Genomic DNA, 19,897 nt, shown 5'->3' with positions numbered 1-19,897 from the left:
AGGCCCTAAGATGCGACTCCCTCCAGTATTGTCCCAAGACGTGACCAGCCTGTCTCCGTCGACCAAGGCGCAGTTGCAGATCCACTTCTGCGTGCTGTTGTGGGGCTTCACCGCGATCCTCGGCAAGCTCATCACGCTCGGTGCGCTCGGCCTCGTCTGGTGGCGCATGCTCGTGGTGGTCGCCGCGCTCGCGCTGCTGCCGCGCGTATGGCGCGGCCTGCGCGCGTTGTCGCCACGACTGCTCGCCGCCTATGCCGGCGTCGGCGTGCTGGTCGCGTTGCACTGGCTCACGTTCTACGGCTCGATCAAGCTCGCCAATGCGTCCGTCGGCGCGACCTGCATCGCACTGGCGACACCGTTCACGGCGCTGGTCGAGCCGAAGCTCGCCGGGCGCAGGTTTTCGCTGCGCGAGTTGCTGCTCGGCGTCGCGGTGCTGCCCGGCGTCGCGCTCGTGGTCGGCGGCGTGCCGGGCTCGATGCGCCTGGGCATCGCGATCGGCGCCGTGTCGGCGCTGTTCGTCGCGCTGTTCGGTTCGCTCAACAAGCGCCTCGTCGAACACGCCGACGCGCTCGCGGTGACCGCTCTCGAACTCGGCGCCGGCGTGCTCGCGCTGACCGTGCTCGCACCCGTGCTGCCGTACGTGCTGCCGGTGCTCGCAGGCGATCCGTTGACGCTGCCGGGCGCCCGCGATGCGGTCCTCCTGCTCGTGCTCTCGCTCGCCTGCACCCTGCTGCCGTTCACGCTGGCGCTGGTCGCGCTGCGCCACATGAGCGCGTTCGCCGCCCAGCTCGCGACGAACCTCGAGCCGGTCTACGCGATCGTGCTCGCGGCGATCCTGCTCGGCGAGCAGCGCGAACTCACGCCGACGTTCTACTGCGGAGCCGCGATCATCCTCGGCGCTGTGTTCGTGCATCCGCTGCTGCAGGGGCCCGGGCGGATAGCCCATCCGGACGTGCTCGGCACCTCCGAGGCACACCGCGCCGACTGAGGCGCGAGCGCGCTCAGAACAGCGCGAACACGAGCATGAGCAGGCCGACCAGCGACATGGCCCATATCGCGGTGCGCAGGAACGGGATGCCGGCGGCATAGGTCGGCAGGTACGCGACGCGCGCCCAGAACCAGATCTGCGCACCCAGCGCCGTATGGTCGTCGCCCCGGTGCAGGACGGCAAGCGCGAGCACGGCGGCGGCGAAGAACACGTACGTTTCGAGGAAATTGCGCGACGCGCGATCGAGACGCCCGGCGAGTCCGGTCAGCGGCGCGGACACGCCGTCGCGTGGACCTGCATTCCAGAGCACTCCGCGCTGCGCCGTCGACAGCGTCGCCGCGAGCAGGATGTGGACGAGGCCGAGCAGGATGGACCAGGCCAGTATCTCGAGTTCGATCGACATCGTCGTGTCTCCGTGCCAGGGTTGAGAGGGGTCCGCAGAACGCGGGCACCGGTGGCTTCCCCACTCGGTGCCCATGCGCATCTTAATGGCCCGCGGGCGGACGATGTGTCGATCCGCGCGCCTGTGTTTCGTCGTATCGGATGCGGCGACCCTGCCGCGCCATCGGAGCCCACCCATGAGCTACATCGACGGTTTCGTCGTGCCGGTACCGAGGAGCAAGCTCGCCCAATACCGGCGCCTTGCACGCAAGGCCGGCAGGATCTGGCGCGAGCACGGCGCCCTGCACTACATCGAATGCGTCGGCGACGACGTCCAGCCGGGCAAGGTCACCTCGTTTCCGCAGGCCGTCAAGCTCAAGCCCGACGAAGTCGTCGTGTTCTCGTGGATCGTCTATGCCTCGCGGCGCGAACGCGATCGCGTGAACAAGAAGGTGATGACCGATCCGCGCCTCGCGATGGATCCGAAGACGATGCCGTTCGACGCCAAACGCATGTTCTGGGGCGGTTTCAAGCCGATGATCGAACTCTGACGAGATGCTCGCGGCGCGGCGGCTCACTTCTGCAGGCGGCTTGCATGGCTCGCGGCAAGCTTCCAGTGTCCGTCGCGCCGCACCCAAGTGTCGGTGTACTGGAAGTCCGCGGCGAATGCGTCCGTGCCGGAGGTGCCCTTGACGGTCGTGATGCCGGTGACGATCGCGGCATCACCGTAGAGACGCACCTTCTGCTCGTGGTTGCGGAACACCTCGTAGCGAGGCTCGCGCCGCGCGATCTCGTCGATGTTCTGCGCACGGCCCGTGACGCTGCCATGCGAATCGGTGAGCGTGAAGGTGTCGTCGAGGTCCCGCCGCGCGGTCGCCGCGTCACCTCGCTCGAACGCCCGGCAGAGTTCCGCCTCCACGCGCAGCAGTTCGCGCGTGTCGGCAGCGTCGTCGCGCGCAGTGGCATGGCCGACCGCGCCGACCACGAGCAGGCACGGCCACAGCGATCGTATCGGCACCATCGTGACCTCGTCCTGCAGTTCGGGACTACAGTGTAGGCCGGCGACGCCGTTCGCACGTGACGAGGAGTGCGCGATCGCGCTAAACCCTGCCCGCGCTGCGCGCATCCAATGGATCGTTCATTCCGCCATCGCCTGGACTCGCCTTGAACGATCGCCTGCGCCGCCTCCCTGCCCTGCTCTTCGCCGCATCGATGTCGCACGCGCTGGCCGCGCAGCCGGCGCCCCCCGCGCCGCGCGGCGTCGCGTTCGTGCATGTCAATGTCGTGCCGATGGACCGCGAACGCGTGCTGACCGACCAGACGGTCGTGGTACGAGGCGATCGCATCATCGCGATCGGCGCAGGTGTCGAGCCGCCCGCCGGCGCCGCGGTCATCGACGGCCGCGGTACGGCCTGGCTTTCGCCGGGTCTTGCCGACATGCACACGCATTCGGACAGTGCGCGCGACATGGCCCTGTACCTCGCGAACGGCGTGACGACCGTGCTGAACATGGGCGAGGCGTCGAACGAGTTCCTCGCCCAGGTACGCCCGGCGATCGAGCGCGGCGACAAGCCCGGGCCGCACATCCATGCCGCGTTCCTCGTCGACGGCTCGCCGCGCTACGGCCACTTCACGGTGACGAATGCGCAGGAAGCGCGCGAGATAGTGCGCCTGGCCAAGACCAACAACTACGAATTCATCAAGGTGTACAACAACCTCTCGCCGCCCGCGTTCCACGCGCTCGTCGACGAGGGCCGGCGCCGCGGCCTCCCGGTTGTCGGCCATGGCGTCACCGCGGTCGGCGTCGAACGCCAGCTCGACGCGGGCCAGCTCATGGTCGCCCACGCGGAAGAATTCCTTTATACCTGTCTGCTGCAGCCAAAGGCGGGAAGCACCGAGCCGGTTCCGGACGAAACGCGCATTCCGGGCGCGATCGACGCGATCATGCGCAACAAGGCGTTCGTGACCGCGGACATCAATACGTATGCGACGATCGCGCGCCAGTGGGGCAGGCCCGCGGTGGTCGAGCGATTCCTGCGCGCGGACGAGGTGCGTTACCTTTCCCCCGATCGCCGCCTCGCATGGCGCCATGCGGGTTACGACGACCGCCACGGCAGCCTCGACGACAACCTCGCCTTCCTGCGGCGCTTCGTCAAGGCGATGAGCGATGCAGGCGTCGCACTGGTCGCCGGCACGGACGCGCCGACGATTCCTGGTCTCGTGCCGGGTTGGTCGCTGCACGACGACCTCGCCGCGCTCGAACAAGCCGGTCTCTCGCGCTACCAGGTGCTGGCCACCGCCACGCGAACACCTGGCCTGCTGTTTCAGCGGGCAGATGCGACGGCCGTCCAGTCGGGCACGATCGACATCGGTCGTCGCGCCGACCTGGTGCTTTCCGAGCACAATCCGCTCGAAGACCTCGCGACGCTGCGCCATCCGCTCGGCGTGATGGTGGATGGACGCTGGCACGACGCGACCGCGCTGCGTCGCATGCTCGACGATATCGCCGCCGACTACGTCGTCGCGGGTGCGCCGCGATGAGCGGCTTCAGGTGACCTCACTCCCGGCAGGCGCGGTCAGTGCGTAGAACCGGTACAGGCGCGTTTCCTTCTCGTCGAGGTAACGCTGCAGCACGGCGCGCGCCTCGTCGACGATCGAATCGGGTGGCATGCCGGGCCGCGCGCGCGAGAACAGGCCCTCCGTGAGACGCAGGAAGTGCCGCGCGAGCGCATTCGCTTCGCGCCGCAGTGACGTCACCGTGGCCGCGCCTTCCGGATCGTCGGCCATGCGCCGCGCGATGGTCGGATAGAGCCGCAACGCCTCGGTGCGCTGCACGTCATGCAACTGGCGCGCGCAGCGCGCGTTGGCGAGCGCCGCCGCTCCTAAGGAGCCGCGGCGCCCGGCGTGCAGGGCGACCGCATAGCTCATCAGGAGTTCACGGTTGGACCGGCGCAGTTCGTCCACCAAGGCGGGATCATGGCGCAACGTGCTCCACTCGAGTGGACTGTGCACGCCGCCTGTGCCGCCCGCATCTGCCCTGATCATGGTCCACGCTCCTAGCAGACGTGCAGGCACGCGCATGGGTCCTTGCGGGTCGCGGCGGCACCCGGCCCGGTGCCGGACAGGTCGGATGCCGCCGACCCTCCTGCACTCGACGGTCGCTTCCTGCCGTCGATGCGCAGCGTCCGCTTCAGGCGGACGCTCGCCCGCGGCGGACATGCACGTGCAGGTTTCCTCCCCAACGCCGAAGCTGCGTGCGGCACACACGCTAGCAATCCGTCACGACCCCGTTCAAGCCCGCTGCAGCGTTAGCCGTGCTAACAGCAGCGACGCGATAGCGGATGATCCCGAGACGAGCAGCTGCGGCCGCGATGTCGCGCGCAGTGCGTGGCAACCGTGCCGAACGCGAGCCGACGACGCAGGAGCATCGCCGACGATGGGAGGCTCAACGCCGGCTGGGGCGCACTTCCTCGAGCAGGTTCACGAGCATCTGCTTTGCGCGCGGCGACAGCAGGCGAAACCGCTCGAGCAGGACTTCTTCGGTCCAGTCCTGCGCGTAGATGTCGAGCTTGAGTGCCGGAATCGAGTCGGGATGCGGACGGCGTTGGCGCCGCTCGCCGCGACCGGTGGCCAGCCATTCGAAGCTGACGCCGGTGGCTGCCGCGATCTCCTGCAGGCGAGGCGTGCCGGGGCTCGTGCCATTCGGATGTTCCCACTGCGCGGCCGCGCTGGGCGTGACGCCGACGCGTTCGGCGAGTGCGGTCTGGGTGAGCTTGGCATCGCGCCGCGCCACGCGGATACGGCCTGCGAGCTTGACCCGGTCGTCCGAAGCCGTTCTTGAAATTTTCATCCAGCACCGATGTATTCGAAGAGGAACTATATACAGCGCGATGCCGAACTCTAGGACACCCGGGGCTGCGTTGCCATCGTTTTCTCATCGGTGACGATGCCGTGGTGGTCGCGCACCCCCTCCATCCACGGCACATCTTTCTGTGGGGCGTACTTTCATGAGACGCGCAACAGCTGGACGTGTAGCCCGACCGGGGCAAGCTCCCCTAGCGTGTGGCCATCCCTGGCCTCCGCTTTCGATCCTAGTGGAGCGCCTGCTTCGAGCGGGGGTCGGCTTGGATGCGACCGCTCGAGCCCGCCGGCCTCCAAGCGAGGATCTTGTCGAACGACAGCGGCAGGCCGTAGACGTCGATGAAGTCGTCGTTGCGGTACGTCGCGTCCTGCCAATCCCCGTCACGCAGCTTGACCTGGATCTTCTGGCCTTCGATCGGCAACTGGCTGTTCATGCGTGTGCTCCTCCTGATGTCATGCAGGACGGACCGTACGCGAGCGACGTTAAGCGGTGCCTGAAGCGACCCGGGCGGTTCAGCAGGCAGTCAAGCGTCAGGCATCGAAGCCGTAGCGGAAGATCACATCGGGCTGACGCTCGAAGGCTCCGATGTCGATCGCGCCTTCGCGCGGCGCGCCACGCTGATCCGTCGCGGGTGCACCCGGGGCGAAGCCCGCATCGATGGCCGGACTGCCGAGGGGCAATGCCATCGTCTCGGTGTATCCGCCGTTGCCTATGGGATCGGCGAGGTTCGCATCCGCGAAGACGGTCCCCGGCGCGACCGCGAGCTCGGTCTGCCCTGCCGCGGGACGCGTCGAGGGCCATTGCAGGTTGCCGGCACCGCTGGCCGCGGGATGCAGGATCGCCCACGGGTTGTAGGCATTGCCGCCGACATTGTCCTCGAACAGCACGTTGCGCAGCGTCAACGCGGCACCGCTGTCGTTGGCGATGCCCGCGGCGAAGCATCCCGGGCACGGCGCCGCGTTGCGCGCGATGGTGAGGTTCTGCAACGTGAGCGCTGTGGCGGTCTGGATCGCCATCGCACCGCCGAGGCCCCCGCGCGCGAGGTTGCCGACGAAGGTCGAGTTGACGATGCTGCCTTCGAGCACGCCGCCGTAGCCGAACAATGCGAGCCCGGCGTAGCCGTTCGCCGCGTTCTCGCGAAAGGTGCTGCCGCTGATCGCGATCGGGCTGCCCTGGATGTAGGCGCCGCCTGCGAGTTTGTCGGCCGCGCTGCTCACGTTGCCCTGCACGGTCGTGTCCTCGAGGCGCGTATGCGAAGCGGCGCCGTAGGTCACGGTGAACAGCCCGCCGCCGAATGCATTCGCTTCGTTGCCGATCAGGCGGACCCGGCAGAGGTTGACGTACCGCGCATCGCCGTCGACGCCGATCGCACCACCGTTGCCGCCATTGCCGGGGTTGCCGCCGCTGCCGGTCGCGTGATTGGCAGTGAAGACGCTGTCGTAGAGATTGACGCGCCTGGATCCGAGCGAATACACGGCGCCGCCGTTCGAGCCGCTGTTGCCGTCGAACTCTCCGCGTACGACGGCGAGCTCCGCCGCGCCCACGACGTACAGTGCACCGCCGCCGTCGTCCTGCGCCGACGCGATCGCGTGGTTGCCCTCGAAGCGCACGTCGAAGAAGCGCAAGCTCACCGCCTGCCAGGGGCCGCCGCTCGCCTTGTAGACACCCGCGCCGCTCGCGGCCGGCGTGCTGCCGTCGGCGATCCTGCCGTGCAGGAGCGTGAATGCGTAGGTCTGGTTGGACGGATTGGCCACTTCCATCACGCGCCGCGCGTGGCCGCCCGACAGCGTCGCGCCACCGAGCCCGAGCGTCGTGGCACGCGTGACGCGCAAGGTCGACGCGACCACGAGCGTGGAGGCGCCGATGTCGAGGCGGATCTCCCCGCCCGCATCGAGCGCCTGCTGCAGCTGCGCCGTCGACACGCTGCCCGCAGTGCCGTTGCCGAGTACCACCGGCGCGGCCAGCGACGGAGGAGCCGGTGCGATGCAGTCGAACTGCTCCTGGGCCGCGGCGCACGCGGACCATATCCATGCCGTCGCCGCCGCGGCGAGGACGGCACTGCTGGGCGCGACGCGCGCGAACCCTGAAATCATCGGCAGGCTCGCCGGTCAATGCGCGCATTGGTAGGTCGGCGCAAGCGGTGCCGACGTGATGGCGTCGTCAACCGCAGCAGGCCGCGCCGCGCCATCCCGACGCGGCCCAGGGCCCGTTGCAGGCGACGGGTTGCAGTGGCCCCGGCGGCACTCGTGAAAAGTGGCGCTGTTTCGCGCACGCGCCGGACGCAAGACTCGGATGGAACGGGCGGCGTGCATCCTGCACGCTCGCGGCGTCCATCGAGGCCCTGCATGAACATCAAGCCTTCGCACGTCGCCCTCGCCTCCATGCTCGCAGCGACATCCGCAGGCATGCCGGCGACCGCCGACGAGGCGCCGCCGTATGTCTACGGCTACGTGCAGCTCATGAACAACTACATCGGTCGCGGCCTCTCGCAGAGCGTGGGCAAGCCGTCGGTGCAGGCGGAAATCGACATCAACCCCGGCGAGGGCCTCTACGGCAACCTGAGCGCGGTGCGCATCGGCTGGGTCGACGAGGTCACGCCGGGCAGCCGCGTGCGGTTCGAAGTCGACGGCGTGCTCGGTTACCGCTGGCTCGTCGGCCGGCACGGCGAAATCCGTGCAGGTCTGCTGCAACTCCAGTTCCCCGGGCGCTATCCGGCGCGAACCGCGCGCCCCGACACGACCGAGGCATTCGCCTTCGTCGGCTGGCATGGCCTCAGCGCACGCCTCAACTACGACCTCACCGATTCGTTCGGAACACCCGGTTCGCGCGGCTCGTGGTATCTCGACACCAATGCGAACTGGCCCTTCGCCCCATCCTGGATTCTTGCCGGCCATATCGGGCGGCGCCATTCCCACGGTAGGGATCCCGCGAGCGGTGCCAGCAATGACGAGCGCTTTTCCTACACCGACTACAAGCTGTCGATCGCACGTTCGTTCCCGCATGCGACCAGCCTGACGCTCGCGTATTCGTGGACCAACGGCGACCCCGCGATCTATACGCTGGACGGATACGACGTGGCCGGCCGACACGCCTCGGTGGCGCTCGAAAAGGACTTCTGATCGCCGATGCCCGCGACACGAGGCCGCGGGCATGGCGTGATCTCACAGCTGCAGTGCCTGCTCGACGTCCTGGGCGCCGCGACGGGCGAGTGCGAGGTTCGACTTCGCCTTGTCGAGTACGAGGTAGATGAAGAGTCCTGCCTTGGTCGCGACCGGTCGGATGATGTGGTACTGCTTGCCGAGCGTGATGAGGATGTCCTCGATCGCATCGTTGAGGCCGAGCGACTTCATCGTCTTCATCTTCGCGCGTACCACTTCCGTGTTGCCGGCCGCCGCGAGATCGAGGTCGAGGCCCGTCCCGATCTTCCCGAGCAACATGCCGCTGTTGGCATCCACCACGGCGGCGCACAGCGCGCCGTCGACTTCGAGCAGCTTCGCAAGACTATCGTTGATATTCGCCATTGCCTTGTCTCCGAGACATCGGGGTGAAATCGCCGTGGGCGGTGCCTCGTCCGCTCCCGGCTCATGGATCCAGCAGTTTCGCCAGCGCCTGGCAGCAGCGCTGGGTCGCCCACAACAGTTGTCCGAGCACGGCGTCCTTGCCTGCGACGACGGCGAGCGACATCGACCGGCTGCTGCCGACGCGCATGATCGTCACGGCACCGCCTTCGCTTTCGATCGTCGTGCGCTCGAAGTCGCCAAGACCCGCCTCTCCCGCGAGCGCGGTGCCGAGCGCGGCGAGCGAGCTGCCGATTGCCGCCAGACGCGCCGACGCGGCCGCATCGGCGGCGTACGAGGCGACCTCGAAGCCGTCCGAAGAGAACAGCACGGCGCACTGCACGCCAGCGACTTCGCCGTAGCCTTCGAGCACCTTGCGCGCGAGTTCTCGCGACAGCTTGGCCGGCCGCATCTTGCTCATGCGGGAACCCCATGAGCGGTGTGCGAATCGAGCAGGCACACCAGTGCGCGCACCAGCATCATGACGTCGGCCTGTTTGCGCACGTCCACTGACAGCACGGGAGCAACGATGCCGCGCGCATCAAGGCGTGCCGCGAACGCGTCCGTGCTCGGGGCGTTCGGCGCGTCGGTGCGACCGACGCCCACTACGAGTGCACCGTGCGGGACGTGTGGAACGAACGCGTCGACGAATACGTCGAGTTGCACCAGCGCGCCGGGCGCCCCTGCGTCGAGCAGGACGATCACCCCCGCGGCACCGCGGCCGAGGATGTCCCACATGAAACGATACCGCGCCTGCCCGGGCGTTCCGTAGAGGCGCACCACGCTGCCGTCGGCGAGCGTGATGCGCCCGAAATCGAAACCGACCGTGGTCGATTCCTTCGCGTGCGCGACGCGGTCGGTGTTCTCGACCTCGGTACGCACGGGTTCGACCTCGCTGATCGCGGCGATCGCCGTCGTCTTGCCCGCGCCCATCGGACCGGTGAACACGATCTTGAACTCGCCGACCTCCGCTCCGCTCATGCGGCAAGCCCCAGGTGGCGTCGCAGGCCGCCGAGGAAGCGGTTCCAGCCGCTCTGCACGACGCCGCGCGCCGGGCGTGCCGATACCTGCTCATTGCCGTTCGCCACGACGAGCAGGCCGGCGATGGATGCCGCCGCAAGGAAGCGGTGCACGTCGGCCTCGGCTTGCCCGCTCGCCTCGACGAGCGCGGGCGGCGTCCATGCGCGCACCGTGCTCATCGCGGACAGCTCGAGCAATCCGGTACTCGCACCGAGCCGACCGAGGTCGGGCCACCGGCGCAAGCGGTAGGCGGCGTCCGCGGCGAGCCAGGGCGCGAGGGATGCGGGACCCTTCAAGCCGACGTACCAGGCAAAATCGCACGCCGCGATCCGCACCGCGTCGGGCGGGGGGCTCGTGGCCGCCGGCTGGAACGCTGCGAGCTCGAGCCCGCCGGCGCGCAACCGCGCGATCGTTCGCGCGTCCACACAGACGTGGCCATGGCCGAGCCACGCTTCTTCACCGAGGGGCGTGCGCGCGACGTGCCAGGACGCGTTCCCCGACTGCGGCATCAGCACGCGCAGCGATTCGGCACCACTCCACCTGCCTCGATCGCTGCGTTCGCGTCCCGGTGCGGCGGCCATCAATTCGGCGACATCGTCGAGTACCGAGAGGAGCTGCATCACCCGAAACGGATGGCGCAACACGAACGGCGCGGGCGGCCAGCTGCTGCGGTCGTCGATCACCAGCACGACCGGCTTGCCGCTGGCGCCCCACGCGGTAAAGACGCTGCCGTCGCCTTCGCAGGACGCGAACAACACATCGGCATGCTCGATCCCGGCGAGTTGCCATGCGGCCTTGGAACGGCCCGCCACGATCTTCAGCATGGAATGGAATGCGTGCGAGGTGTCGGACCGGAGGCCGACGTCGCAGATTTTCAGCGTCTGCATGCGCGGCCTCCGTACCCGTTCGCCGTCCGCCGCCGGCGGCCCCTGGATCCTGGGCACTTGCTTGCACAATTTGTCCACATGTTACGTAGCTCCCTCCTGGGCGCATCGAACCATCACTGCGCCATTCGCGACGGCGCCGGCCTTGCGCCATTCGTTCGCCGCTGCGCCGATTCTCCCCGTTCCCCGCCCCTGCAACCCACCGTCGTTCCCGCCACCACGACGATGCAATGCGCAAGCCAATGTATACGGCAATACATGTACAGTGAGAAGCCTGGCGGCATGAAGCCGGGCGCAGCCTGGCGCCGCACGACAGCGAGGCTACGATCACAGCCGAGCAAGCGCTCTCGAATCAGCGCTGCTGAGTCTCCGACCTAACGACATGCTTGCCTTTCTTTAACCCGCGCTGTCGCATGCTCCGAAGGGTCGCGGCGCAATCGCGACGTCATGTCGACGAGGAGTCCGGACGATGCGGGTGACGAAAAAATGAGGCGCTGGTGGATGTGGCTTGCGGCACCGATCGGTGCCGCGGTGGCGAGCAAGGCCGGCTCGGCAGATGCGGGCGTGACCGCAGCCGGCTGTCCAGGGCTCGTCGCGCAGATCGCGTTGACCGACTACGACGGCACGCACAGCCTGCCGTTCTGTGTGCTGCCCGGCAGTTTCAACATCAGCGCAGGCGTCGTCAGCTTGCACGTGTACGACCCCGGTGCCGACGGAATATTCCGCAACGCTTTCGATGCGGCCAACGGATGAAAATGGAAACAAGCGGCATGGGCTCGCGAGCGCTTGGGACCGCGAGGGAATCTCCGCCCGGCATGCGCGCGGTTTTCCCGCTGTGTGGGACAGCGGTTTATCCTAGGCTGGCCCCACCCGAAGGAGAGCCATCAGGTGGGCCGCCGCCAGCGAACGGTAGCGGACGCCGGATGTTCGGGCCGCCGCAGCGCCAGTGCCTCGAAGGCCAAGGGAGGGTCCTTCGAACTGGAGCTGCGGACCTTTCCTTCCTGTCTACTTGCCTCATCCCTCGCGAGTCGCAATGAGCACGGCGCTCTGCAGGGTGCGATGTACGGGACAGCGTTCGGCGATCTGCAGCAGCCGCGCACGAGCCGCTTCGTCCGCGGCGCCTTCGATCCATATCGTGCGGTCCAGCCGATCGATCTTGGCTCCGGCATCGGTTTCGCAATGCTCGCAGTCGACCTCGTGCACCTTCTCGTGCCGCACGAGTACCCGGATGCGCTCGACGGGCAAGGACTTGAGTTTCGCGTAGGAGTGCAAGGTCATCGCCGTGCACGCAGCGAGCGCGGCAGACAGCAGCCCGTATGGGGACGGACCCTCGTCGCCGCCTCCGAGCGCCACGGGCTCGTCCGCGATCGCAGCGTGCCCGCCGATATCGAGCGTCGTACGAAAGCCCGCATTGTCCGATATCGCGTACGCCTCCCCCTCGCCGGGCTTGCGCGCGGGGTCGAATCCGGTTCCGCTCATGATCGTCTCCTGTCGATGCAGGCGACCATGCTACCGTCCGCGAATGCGGCCCGCCCAATGGGCCGACACCGGCTGCGGAGGCAACATGGGCAAGGGAACTCACGACTACCAACCCGATCCACGCAACGAGTCGGTCCAGGTCAACGTCAACGGGGAACTCGTTCCGCGCGCTCGCGCGATGGTCTCGGTATTCGACAGCGGTTTCGTGCTCGGCGACGGCGTGTGGGAGGGACTGCGCCTGCACGATGGCGGCCTGCCGTTCCTCGACCTGCACATGGACCGCCTCCATGAAGGAGCACGTGCACTCGACCTCGACATCGGCATCGGCCGCGAGGAACTCGTGCAGCGCATCGTCGACACCCTGCGCGCGAACGGCATGCGCGACCACGTGCACATCCGCCTCATGGTCACCCGCGGCGTCAAGGCGACGCCGCACCAGGATCCGCGCTTCATCATCTCGGACGCCACCATCGTGATCGTGCCGGAGTACAAGCAGCCGCTGCCGGCCACGCTCGAACGCGGCATCCGCCTGTTCACGGTACATGTGCGGCGCGGCGCGCCCGACGTGCAGGACCCCAAGCTCAACAGCCATTCGAAGATCAACTGCATCCTCGCCTGCATCCAGGCGCAGAAGGCGGGCTATGACGAGGCCCTCATGCTCGACCCGCACGGCTTCGTCGCGACCTGCAATTCGACTCATTTCTTCATCGTGCGCAAGGGCGAGGTCTGGACCTCGACCGGCAAGTACTGCCTCGGCGGCATCACGCGTTCGAACGTGATCCGCCTGTGCCGCGAGCACGGCATCCCGGTATTCGAGAAGGACTTCAGCCTCACCGACGTGTACGGCGCCGAGGAAGCTTTCGTCACGGGCACCTTCGCCGGCGTCGTTCCGGTCCACGAGATCGACGGTCGCACGATCGGTGGCGGCGTGCGCGGACGGATGGTCGAACGCCTGCAACGCGAATACGTCGCGCTCGTGCGCGCGGAAAGCCGCAAGGGGCCGCAGGTATGAACCCCACGCCCGATCATCCGCTGCGCGTCGCGATGTGGTCGGGCCCGCGCAACATCTCGACCGCGATGATGCGTGCATGGGAAAACCGCGAGGACACCGTCGTCGTCGACGAGCCGTTCTACGCCTGCTACCTCGAGGCAACCGGGGTCGACCACCCCGGGCGCGACGACGTGCTAGCCGCGCAAAGCACCGACCGCGCCGAGGTCGCGCACATGCTGACCGGCCCCGTGCCGGAGCACGCGCCGATCTGGTACCAGAAACACATGACGCAGCACATGCTCGCGGACATGCCGCTGCAATGGCTGGACGCGCTGACGCATTGCTTCCTGATCCGCACGCCCGAGGCGGTGGTCGCCTCGTTCACCCGCAACCGGCCCGACGCGGCCGCATGGGAGCTCGGCTTCGAGCAACAGACGCGCCTGTTCGAACACGTCTGCGATCGCGCCGGAACCGTCCCGCCCGTCGTCGATGCGAGCGACGTGCTGCGGAATCCGCGCGGCGTGCTCGGCCTGTTGTGCGCGCGCCTCGGCATTCCGTTCAGCGAGCGCATGCTGCGCTGGCCGAGCGGTCCGCGCGCGAGCGACGGCGTGTGGGCACCGCACTGGTACCGTGCGGTCGAGCAGTCGACCGGTTTCGCTGCATACGAAGAGCGCAGCCCGGAACTGACGCCGTTCCAGCAGCGACTCGCCGACCACTGTCGACCGCACTACGAACGACTCGCCGCTTACCGGCTAATGGCATGAGGAATTCAAATTCCGTTTGTTGCGGCGCGTTCAGCAACACGATGCGAGACTGGCGCTGCAACGATTGGTGACACTCCCTCCCCTGAGTCAATCCCACGTTTGCGCCGCGCGTGAGCGCCGCATCAGGACCAGTCGCACTGACGATCGCCAGGGAACACGGCGACGAAACGGCGGGACCGGCGCGAGCCGGCCCGCCGTTTCCATTTTCGATGCCGGGCAGCGCTGCACACGGCGCATTCAGGGAAGCATCGCTACCGTAATGCGCGGGAAGGGTGCCGCGGAGGCGCACCATGACGAAGAGCGATATCCATGACCTCATCGCCGGTGGCAACGGCATGTTGCTGCAATGTCCAAACTGCAATACCTACAACCTCGACACGCCACAGTTGCCGCGCGGCGACGATTACGTCGAATGCCTGACCTGCGGCGAGCTGTTCACCTACTCGTTCGTCGAGTCGCGCACGCTCGCGAGCACGCGCGAGATGCTCGCACGCAAGTTTCCGAACCTTCCGCTCGATCCAGTCTGAGCGCCGGGCTGATGTACGCCCACTCGGCAGCCGAAGCCGCACGCCCGCGGACGGCTCGCTTGTCGAACGACGGCGGGGCATGACCGCCGGCGCTTCCCGCGCGACACGAGCTGTTCTACGCTCGCGCGATGAATCCCGAACACAAACGCACTGCCGGGGCACTCGTGCGCACGGTGGCGCTGCTGCAGGTGAAACTCCTGCTCAATGCCGCGCGTGACCTCGTGCTCATTCCACTCGCGCTGGCGGCCGCGGCCGTCGACCTCGCGTTGCTCCGATCGGACCAACCACGTTTCCTGCGCGCCGTGCTGCGCCTGGGCGAAATGTCCGATCGCTGGATCGACGTCTGGTCGGGTGGACGCGACGCGCACGAGGATCCGCGCGAGAACGTGGATGCCCTGCTCGCCCGCGTCGAGGACGTGGTGCGAGATCCGCAGGCGGGCGCACGCCGCGCGCGCGTGCTCAAACGCTGGGCCGAGCGCCAGGTGACGCGCGCGCGGCAACGTGCATCGCGTCCGGAGGCCGGCTCATTGCCGCCGGGCGGCAACCACCCCTGAGCGTGTAGGAAATTTCCTACAACGACGCGCGGCAATCGCCCATCGCGAACGCATGCGAGCCCAGGGCAACCTGCGCGTGCCCGGGACCACCTCGCGCCAGGATGGGGCGCCCCGCTGTCGGCAGGAAGCCTCCCCGGGCATTCCCGCAGCTCCCTTGTTCCCACCGCGCCGCGCCGTCGCCCGCTTCGGCTATGCTCGCGCGGCCAATCTCGGAGCCTGCGCATGCGCGAGTTGTATCCGGACATCGAGCCCTATCGAGTCGATCGGCTCGCGGTCGACGACCTGCATACCCTGCACGTCGAGGAATGCGGCAATCCGCAGGGCCTGCCGGTCGTTTTCCTGCACGGCGGCCCCGGCGCCGGCATCTCGCCTTACCATCGCCGCTTCTTCGATCCCGCGCGCTGGCGCATCATCCTGTTCGACCAGCGCGGCGCGGGCAAGTCGACACCGCACGCCGAACTGCGCGACAACACCACCGCGCACCTCGTCGCCGACATCGAGAAGATCCGCGAACACTGCGGCGTCGAACACTGGCTCGTATTCGGCGGCTCATGGGGTTCGACCCTCGCACTCGCCTACGCCCAGGCGCATCCCGAACGCGTGCGTGGCCTCATCCTGCGCGGCATTTTTCTCGGCCGGCCGGGTGAACTGCGCTGGTTCAACGAACTCGACGGCGGTGCGCGCTGGATCTTCCCGGAGCGCTGGCAGCGCTACCTCGAACACATCCCTGAGGACGAGCGCGGTGAACTCGTCGAGGCCTACTGGCGCCGCCTCGACAGCCCCGATCCCGACGTGCGCCTCGCCGCCGCGCTCGCCTGGAGCTGGTGGGAAGGTGGCAGCACGACGCTCGTGCACGATCCGCAGGAGAGCGGCCACTTCGAGGAACCGGCCGTCGCGATCAGCCTCGCGCGCGCGGAGGCGCACTATTTCCGCCATGGCGTCTTCCTCGAACCCGACCAGCTGCTGCGCGGCGTGGAGCGGATACGCCACATCCCGGCGACGATCGTGCACGGACGCTACGACATCATCTGCCCCGTGAAGAGCGCGCTCGACCTTGCCGCGGCATGGCCGGAGGCGGCCTTGCACATCGTCCTCGCCGGCCACAGCGCAGCGGACCCCGCCATCGTCGACGTGCTCGTCGGCGCGACCGATGCCTTCGCCGACCGCTTCGCGCCACGCTGATCCGCGACTCAGCTGCGCGCGCGTTTCATGCAGCGCTGGTAGCGCTCGTCGACCCGGTTGGCGAACCACGCGGTGGTCAGCCTGCGCGTGATCTTCGGGCTGTGCAGGGCAATGCCCGGAACGAGCGCGCGCGGCAGCGGCTTGCGCGCAGAGCGCTCGGCGAGATCGAATACGCGACCGTAGAGCGGGGTGCGCTCGAACGCTTCATCGCCGCCGCGCTCGAGGGCGCGACGGATGTCCTTCGCATCGAGGTCGAGCCGCGGCGCGAGCGTGCGCAGGGCTCGCTCGGTCTGTCCCGGTTCGTCGAATGCCGCATCCGGCCGCAGCACGGCGCCGTCGCGCGCCAGCGGCACGCCCGACGCGATGCTCGCCGCGTTCTGGAACGCCGCGTTGCGGCTCGCATACCAGCCCGCATTGAAATCGGCGAAGCGATAGATCGGCTTCGGATACGGCGCAGGGTAGCCGAGCAGGTGCGCAGTACCGAACCACAGCCCGCCGCGGCGGCTGAATACCTCGTGGCGCATCGAGCCTTCGACCGGATAGGGATAGTTCTTCGCGTGCGCCTCGGCGAACGCGATCCCCACCTGCATCGGCCCGGCCGTGCGCACCGGATTGAGCCGGCCGAACAGGCGCTGGCCGAGCGGCACCATACCAATGAAGTCCTCGAACATCGCGCTCATGTCCTTCTCGGTGCGCACGGCGGCGAGGCGATCGCGGTAGCTGCGTCCGTCCGGCGAGTCGATGCGCAGCGCCGCATCGACGAGGAAATCCGGCACGTGCAGCGCCGCGGCGCGCCGATCGATCTCGGCGCGCGCGATCTTCGGCAGGCCGGGCACGGGCGGGTCGGTGCGGAACGTCGACTCCTGCTCGGTGACGGCGAGCACGGCGCACAGATTCTCCGCCGTAGGCTCGATGTCCTGCGTGCGCATTGCGGCCTCGATGTCGGCCGCCCACCCGCCGCGATCGGCGAGCCCGGCCGGCAGCAGCCGCACGATTTGCGCGCGCACCTCGGCCGGACTGCGCGACGGCGCCTTCGGCCGCGGTGCCGCGCAACCGCCGAGCAACGCGAGCAGGATGAACGGCGCAAGGCGTCGCACTGTGATGAAACAGCTCATCGGACCTCCTGCCGGGCCAACGCGCACCGGCTGCCCTGAGCTTACGTCGTCCCGGGTACATTCGCGCGAGCGCCGCCGCCGTTCTGCTACAGTCGGGCGCCACTTCGAGGGGACCAACGATGGCAACCTTGTTTGCAACGCGCTGCTCGGGCGCGCTGATCCTTGCTGCGTCGACGACCCTGTCCGCGGCGCCCATCGACGTCACCTCCGAGCGCTACGGCGCGGCGCGCCTCGGCGCGAACCTCGACGAAAGCGTCCTGACCACCGCGAATGTCGATGCCAACACGTTCGGCAAGCTGTGGGCATATCCGGTCAGTGGGTCGGTCTACGCGCAGCCCTTGTACGTACGCAACGTCGCGATCCCCGGTCAGGGCGTGCACGATGTGCTCTACGTGGCCACGATGAACGACATCGTCTACGCGTTCGACGCGAATTCGCCATCGGCTGCGCCACTGCTCACGCTCGACATCACGAGCCAGGTTCCGGGTTCGACCGCGATCCCGATCCTCGACATCCTCGGCTACAACGACAACATCATCGGCAACGTCGGCATCGAGAGCACGCCCGCAATCGATGTGGCGACGAACACGATGTACCTCGTCGCGCGCACGCGCGAACCCGGCGCGAACTGCGGCCCGGTCAATCCGACCTATTGCCAGCGCCTGCACGCGCTCGACATCACGACGCTGGACGAACGGCCCGGCAGCCCGGTCGTGCTCGGCGGCAGCGTGCCGGGCAGCGGCAATGGCAGCGTCGGCGGCATGCTCGCGTTCAACCCGAAGACCCAGGACCAGCGCGCGAGCCTCGCGATCGCCGACGGACGCGTATTCATCGCCTGGGGTGCGCACAGCGACCAGTTCGCCTACCACGGCTGGGTCATGGTGCACGACGCCACGACGCTGCAGCGCACCGCGATCTGGACATCCACACCGGACGGCACCGCGTTCAACGGGGGCGGCATCTGGATGGCCGGTCGCGCACCCGCGGTGGACGCCGACGGCAACGTGTACTACATGACCGGCAACGGCACCTACGACGGCGTGCGCAACTTCGGCGAGTCGTTCGTGAAATTCGGCCCGACACCGGACACGCCGATGCTCGACTGGTTCACTCCGTCCGTGTACCAGGAACTCAACCAGGCCGATGCGGATCTCGGCGGTTCCGGGCCGATCCTGCTGCCGGGCACCGATCTCATCGTCGGTGCCGGCAAGAGCGGCGTGTTCTACGTGACGTACACGACCTCGCTCGGCCACGAATCGGCCGGTGACGCGAACATCGTGCAGGTGTTCAGCAACGGCGGTCAGCAGATCAAGGGCGGCCCCGTGTACTGGAACCGCGCGGGCGGCGTCGGCCCATGGATGTACGTGTGGTCGGACAGCCAAAGCCCGATGAAGGCATACCACTTCAATGCGGCGGCCGGCACGTTCGACACGACGCCCGCTTCGCAATCGACGCTGTTTTCCAACAACGGTTCGGCCGGCGGCGTCCTCACGCTGTCGGCGAACGGCAGCACGCCGGGTACGGGCGTGCTGTGGTCGTCGATGGCGTTCAGTGGATCCGATCCGAACAGCGGCGTGCATCCGGGGGTGCTCCGCGCCGTCGATGCCGACGATCTCACGCACGAACTCTGGAACTCGGAACAGAACCCCGCGCGCGATCGCATGGGCAACTGGCCGAAGTTCAGCCCGCCGACGGTGGTCGGTGGGCGCGTATACATGGCGTCATTCCCCGGCGACGGCGTCGGTGCGGCGACGGTTAGCACGTACGGGCTGCTCCCGACGGCGGACTTCACCCTCGCCGCATCGCCACGCAATCCGGGCGCGCAGCCCGGCGACAGCGTCGTCTTCGCGATCACCACGCGCGCGCTGCAGGGCTACGCGGGCACGCTCCATCTCGACGTCAGCGGCCTGCCGCCTGGCGCGACGGCCTCGTTCGCGGAGAACGATGTACCCGCCGGCGGCAGCACCACGCTCACGGTACATACGCCTCTGTCCTTCACGGCGGATGCAGACCTCGTGATCGGCGCGTCCGACGGCACGCTCGCGCACGAGGATACGGTCGGACTTCATGCGAGCGCCGTCACCGCGGGCACGGGCACGATCAGCATCGATTTCGTCGGCACGGGCGCGCCGATGGATGCGCGCGAAACCGCGGGCGCGGTCCCCGCGGTGAACTGGAACCCGCTCGCGGGCTCGAGCGGCCACGCGATCGCACTCGTCGACGAAACCGGAACCGCGACCGGCGCGACGGTGGACTGGTCCGCGGCCGGCGCGTGGAAAACCGCGATCGCCGACGCACCCGGCGACTTCCGCATGATGGACGGCTATCTCAGCGCGACCGCCACGCCGGTCACGGTCGCCGTCAGCGGCCTCCCGGACGACCCGGCGGGTTACTACGTGCACGTGTATGCCGACAGCGACAATCCACACGCGCCATCGACCGCATCCTGTTCGCTCGCAGCGGCCGGCGCCATGCCTCACGCGATCGACATCGTCGACGCGAGCGGCACCGACTTCGACGGCCATTACGTCCCGGCCGGCAACGGCCCCGGCAATCATGCCGTGTTCTTCGTTGCCGGCACGACGTTCTCGCT

Annotated in this window: 23 protein-coding genes; 11 read left to right on the top strand and 12 right to left on the bottom strand. The window is 68.1% G+C overall.

Features of this window, described 5'->3' with window-relative positions; all coding sequences use genetic code 11:
• Positions 1-49 precede the first annotated feature (49 nt).
• Positions 50-988, top strand: coding sequence for a DMT family transporter (locus tag ACTHK2_RS04900; RefSeq protein WP_440244589.1), 939 nt, complete (start codon positions 50-52; stop codon positions 986-988).
• A gap of 13 nt (positions 989-1,001) precedes the next feature.
• On the opposite strand, the gene ACTHK2_RS04895 is transcribed toward ACTHK2_RS04900, so the two are convergent.
• Positions 1,002-1,391, bottom strand: a complete 390-nt coding sequence (locus ACTHK2_RS04895) for an MAPEG family protein (protein ID WP_440244581.1) — start codon at positions 1,389-1,391, stop codon at positions 1,002-1,004.
• Between the two features lie 175 nt (positions 1,392-1,566).
• On the opposite strand from ACTHK2_RS04895, the gene ACTHK2_RS04890 reads away from it, so the two are divergent.
• Complete coding sequence (locus ACTHK2_RS04890) at positions 1,567-1,920, top strand: DUF1428 domain-containing protein (protein WP_440244580.1); 354 nt, start codon at positions 1,567-1,569, stop codon at positions 1,918-1,920.
• Positions 1,921-1,943: 23 nt separating this feature from the next.
• Here the strand turns inward: ACTHK2_RS04890 and ACTHK2_RS04885 are convergent, their stop codons facing one another.
• Positions 1,944-2,390 carry a nuclear transport factor 2 family protein gene (locus ACTHK2_RS04885; protein WP_440244579.1) on the bottom strand — a complete coding sequence of 149 codons (447 nt, stop codon included), beginning with the start codon at positions 2,388-2,390 and terminating at the stop codon, positions 1,944-1,946.
• Positions 2,391-2,533: 143 nt separating this feature from the next.
• Between ACTHK2_RS04885 and ACTHK2_RS04880 the strand changes: the two genes are divergently transcribed.
• Positions 2,534-3,910 carry an amidohydrolase family protein gene (locus tag ACTHK2_RS04880; RefSeq protein WP_440244578.1) on the top strand — a complete coding sequence of 459 codons (1,377 nt, stop codon included), beginning with the start codon at positions 2,534-2,536 and terminating at the stop codon, positions 3,908-3,910.
• A 6-nt stretch (positions 3,911-3,916) separates the two neighbouring features.
• Here the strand turns inward: ACTHK2_RS04880 and ACTHK2_RS04875 are convergent, their stop codons facing one another.
• From ACTHK2_RS04875 to ACTHK2_RS04860, 4 genes are all read right to left on the bottom strand, one after another.
• Positions 3,917-4,414, bottom strand: coding sequence for a hypothetical protein (locus ACTHK2_RS04875; RefSeq protein ID WP_440244577.1), 498 nt, complete (start codon positions 4,412-4,414; stop codon positions 3,917-3,919).
• A 400-nt stretch (positions 4,415-4,814) separates the two neighbouring features.
• Complete coding sequence (locus ACTHK2_RS04870; RefSeq protein ID WP_440244576.1) at positions 4,815-5,219, bottom strand: helix-turn-helix domain-containing protein; 405 nt, start codon at positions 5,217-5,219, stop codon at positions 4,815-4,817.
• Between the two features lie 241 nt (positions 5,220-5,460).
• The gene (locus ACTHK2_RS04865; RefSeq protein ID WP_440244575.1) at positions 5,461-5,664 is read right to left on the bottom strand and encodes a hypothetical protein; all 204 of its coding nucleotides are present in this window, start codon (positions 5,662-5,664) and stop codon (positions 5,461-5,463) included.
• A gap of 97 nt (positions 5,665-5,761) precedes the next feature.
• Entirely contained in the window at positions 5,762-7,324 is a 1,563-nt protein-coding gene (locus tag ACTHK2_RS04860) for a choice-of-anchor Q domain-containing protein (RefSeq protein WP_440244574.1), read from the bottom strand.
• A gap of 252 nt (positions 7,325-7,576) precedes the next feature.
• On the opposite strand from ACTHK2_RS04860, the gene ACTHK2_RS04855 reads away from it, so the two are divergent.
• Complete coding sequence (locus ACTHK2_RS04855) at positions 7,577-8,350, top strand: TorF family putative porin (protein WP_440244571.1); 774 nt, start codon at positions 7,577-7,579, stop codon at positions 8,348-8,350.
• Between the two features lie 42 nt (positions 8,351-8,392).
• Here ACTHK2_RS04855 and ACTHK2_RS04850 read toward each other — a convergent pair whose 3' ends face one another.
• The 4 genes from ACTHK2_RS04850 to ACTHK2_RS04835 all read right to left on the bottom strand — a co-directional run bounded on the left by ACTHK2_RS04850 (position 8,393) and on the right by ACTHK2_RS04835 (position 10,695).
• Positions 8,393-8,752: a hypothetical protein gene (locus tag ACTHK2_RS04850; RefSeq protein ID WP_440244570.1), complete on the bottom strand. Its 360-nt coding sequence runs from the start codon at positions 8,750-8,752 to the stop codon at positions 8,393-8,395.
• 61 nt (positions 8,753-8,813) lie between these two features.
• Positions 8,814-9,209 carry a roadblock/LC7 domain-containing protein gene (locus ACTHK2_RS04845; protein WP_440244569.1) on the bottom strand — a complete coding sequence of 132 codons (396 nt, stop codon included), beginning with the start codon at positions 9,207-9,209 and terminating at the stop codon, positions 8,814-8,816.
• Positions 9,206-9,769 (bottom strand): GTP-binding protein, encoded by a 564-nt coding sequence (locus ACTHK2_RS04840; protein ID WP_440244568.1) that lies wholly within the window; start codon positions 9,767-9,769, stop codon positions 9,206-9,208. Before ACTHK2_RS04840 ends, ACTHK2_RS04845 begins: the two co-directional genes overlap by 4 nt.
• The gene (locus ACTHK2_RS04835) at positions 9,766-10,695 is read right to left on the bottom strand and encodes a hypothetical protein (protein ID WP_440244567.1); all 930 of its coding nucleotides are present in this window, start codon (positions 10,693-10,695) and stop codon (positions 9,766-9,768) included. Before ACTHK2_RS04835 ends, ACTHK2_RS04840 begins: the two co-directional genes overlap by 4 nt.
• 483 nt (positions 10,696-11,178) lie before the next feature.
• Between ACTHK2_RS04835 and ACTHK2_RS04830 the strand changes: the two genes are divergently transcribed.
• Positions 11,179-11,445 (top strand): hypothetical protein, encoded by a 267-nt coding sequence (locus tag ACTHK2_RS04830; protein WP_440244566.1) that lies wholly within the window; start codon positions 11,179-11,181, stop codon positions 11,443-11,445.
• A 261-nt stretch (positions 11,446-11,706) separates the two neighbouring features.
• Here the strand turns inward: ACTHK2_RS04830 and ACTHK2_RS04825 are convergent, their stop codons facing one another.
• Complete coding sequence (locus ACTHK2_RS04825; RefSeq protein WP_440244565.1) at positions 11,707-12,171, bottom strand: OsmC family protein; 465 nt, start codon at positions 12,169-12,171, stop codon at positions 11,707-11,709.
• 85 nt (positions 12,172-12,256) lie between these two features.
• Here ACTHK2_RS04825 and ACTHK2_RS04820 point away from each other — a divergent pair, with 85 nt between their 5' ends.
• The 5 genes from ACTHK2_RS04820 to pip all read left to right on the top strand — a co-directional run bounded on the left by ACTHK2_RS04820 (position 12,257) and on the right by pip (position 16,189).
• The gene (locus tag ACTHK2_RS04820; protein WP_440244564.1) at positions 12,257-13,183 is read left to right on the top strand and encodes an aminotransferase class IV; all 927 of its coding nucleotides are present in this window, start codon (positions 12,257-12,259) and stop codon (positions 13,181-13,183) included.
• Complete coding sequence (locus ACTHK2_RS04815; protein ID WP_440244563.1) at positions 13,180-13,926, top strand: hypothetical protein; 747 nt, start codon at positions 13,180-13,182, stop codon at positions 13,924-13,926. The genes ACTHK2_RS04820 and ACTHK2_RS04815 overlap by 4 nt, the downstream gene beginning before the upstream one ends.
• A gap of 290 nt (positions 13,927-14,216) precedes the next feature.
• Positions 14,217-14,453, top strand: coding sequence for a hypothetical protein (locus tag ACTHK2_RS04810; RefSeq protein WP_440244562.1), 237 nt, complete (start codon positions 14,217-14,219; stop codon positions 14,451-14,453).
• A 128-nt stretch (positions 14,454-14,581) separates the two neighbouring features.
• Positions 14,582-15,007, top strand: a complete 426-nt coding sequence (locus tag ACTHK2_RS04805; RefSeq protein WP_440244561.1) for a hypothetical protein — start codon at positions 14,582-14,584, stop codon at positions 15,005-15,007.
• A gap of 222 nt (positions 15,008-15,229) precedes the next feature.
• Positions 15,230-16,189 carry a prolyl aminopeptidase gene (gene pip, locus ACTHK2_RS04800; protein ID WP_440244560.1) on the top strand — a complete coding sequence of 320 codons (960 nt, stop codon included), beginning with the start codon at positions 15,230-15,232 and terminating at the stop codon, positions 16,187-16,189.
• Positions 16,190-16,197: 8 nt separating this feature from the next.
• Here pip and ACTHK2_RS04795 read toward each other — a convergent pair whose 3' ends face one another.
• Positions 16,198-17,304 (bottom strand): DUF1615 domain-containing protein, encoded by a 1,107-nt coding sequence (locus ACTHK2_RS04795; protein ID WP_440244559.1) that lies wholly within the window; start codon positions 17,302-17,304, stop codon positions 16,198-16,200.
• A gap of 119 nt (positions 17,305-17,423) precedes the next feature.
• Here ACTHK2_RS04795 and ACTHK2_RS04790 point away from each other — a divergent pair.
• The coding region (locus tag ACTHK2_RS04790; RefSeq protein ID WP_440244558.1) for a COG1470 family protein at positions 17,424-19,897 on the top strand (2,474 nt) is incomplete at its 3' end.

The sequence above is a fragment of the Dokdonella sp. genome (assembly GCF_051958935.1).
GTDB lineage: Bacteria > Pseudomonadota > Gammaproteobacteria > Xanthomonadales > Rhodanobacteraceae > Dokdonella_A.
Note: the sequence above shows the minus strand (reverse complement) of the source record. Positions and strands in the feature narration are given on the sequence as shown.

Excerpts from the sequence above, each read along its gene's own strand:
- ACTHK2_RS04845 (WP_440244569.1), bottom strand. The coding sequence starts at position 9,209 with ATGAGCAAGATGCGGCCGGCCAAGCTGTCGCGAGAACTCGCGCGCAAG.
- ACTHK2_RS04830 (WP_440244566.1), top strand. The coding sequence starts at position 11,179 with ATGAGGCGCTGGTGGATGTGGCTTGCGGCACCGATCGGTGCCGCGGTG.
- ACTHK2_RS04825 (WP_440244565.1), bottom strand. The coding sequence starts at position 12,171 with ATGAGCGGAACCGGATTCGACCCCGCGCGCAAGCCCGGCGAGGGGGAG.
- ACTHK2_RS04815 (WP_440244563.1), top strand. The coding sequence starts at position 13,180 with ATGAACCCCACGCCCGATCATCCGCTGCGCGTCGCGATGTGGTCGGGC.
- ACTHK2_RS04850 (WP_440244570.1), bottom strand. The coding sequence starts at position 8,752 with ATGGCGAATATCAACGATAGTCTTGCGAAGCTGCTCGAAGTCGACGGC.
- ACTHK2_RS04805 (WP_440244561.1), top strand. The coding sequence starts at position 14,582 with ATGAATCCCGAACACAAACGCACTGCCGGGGCACTCGTGCGCACGGTG.
- ACTHK2_RS04860 (WP_440244574.1), bottom strand. The coding sequence starts at position 7,324 with ATGATTTCAGGGTTCGCGCGCGTCGCGCCCAGCAGTGCCGTCCTCGCC.
- ACTHK2_RS04820 (WP_440244564.1), top strand. The coding sequence starts at position 12,257 with ATGGGCAAGGGAACTCACGACTACCAACCCGATCCACGCAACGAGTCG.
- ACTHK2_RS04795 (WP_440244559.1), bottom strand. The coding sequence starts at position 17,304 with ATGAGCTGTTTCATCACAGTGCGACGCCTTGCGCCGTTCATCCTGCTC.
- pip (WP_440244560.1), top strand. The coding sequence starts at position 15,230 with ATGCGCGAGTTGTATCCGGACATCGAGCCCTATCGAGTCGATCGGCTC.
- ACTHK2_RS04870 (WP_440244576.1), bottom strand. The coding sequence starts at position 5,219 with ATGAAAATTTCAAGAACGGCTTCGGACGACCGGGTCAAGCTCGCAGGC.
- ACTHK2_RS04895 (WP_440244581.1), bottom strand. The coding sequence starts at position 1,391 with ATGTCGATCGAACTCGAGATACTGGCCTGGTCCATCCTGCTCGGCCTC.
- ACTHK2_RS04875 (WP_440244577.1), bottom strand. The coding sequence starts at position 4,414 with ATGATCAGGGCAGATGCGGGCGGCACAGGCGGCGTGCACAGTCCACTC.
- ACTHK2_RS04840 (WP_440244568.1), bottom strand. The coding sequence starts at position 9,769 with ATGAGCGGAGCGGAGGTCGGCGAGTTCAAGATCGTGTTCACCGGTCCG.
- ACTHK2_RS04835 (WP_440244567.1), bottom strand. The coding sequence starts at position 10,695 with ATGCAGACGCTGAAAATCTGCGACGTCGGCCTCCGGTCCGACACCTCG.
- ACTHK2_RS04890 (WP_440244580.1), top strand. The coding sequence starts at position 1,567 with ATGAGCTACATCGACGGTTTCGTCGTGCCGGTACCGAGGAGCAAGCTC.
- ACTHK2_RS04885 (WP_440244579.1), bottom strand. The coding sequence starts at position 2,390 with ATGGTGCCGATACGATCGCTGTGGCCGTGCCTGCTCGTGGTCGGCGCG.
- ACTHK2_RS04810 (WP_440244562.1), top strand. The coding sequence starts at position 14,217 with ATGACGAAGAGCGATATCCATGACCTCATCGCCGGTGGCAACGGCATG.
- ACTHK2_RS04855 (WP_440244571.1), top strand. The coding sequence starts at position 7,577 with ATGAACATCAAGCCTTCGCACGTCGCCCTCGCCTCCATGCTCGCAGCG.
- ACTHK2_RS04865 (WP_440244575.1), bottom strand. The coding sequence starts at position 5,664 with ATGAACAGCCAGTTGCCGATCGAAGGCCAGAAGATCCAGGTCAAGCTG.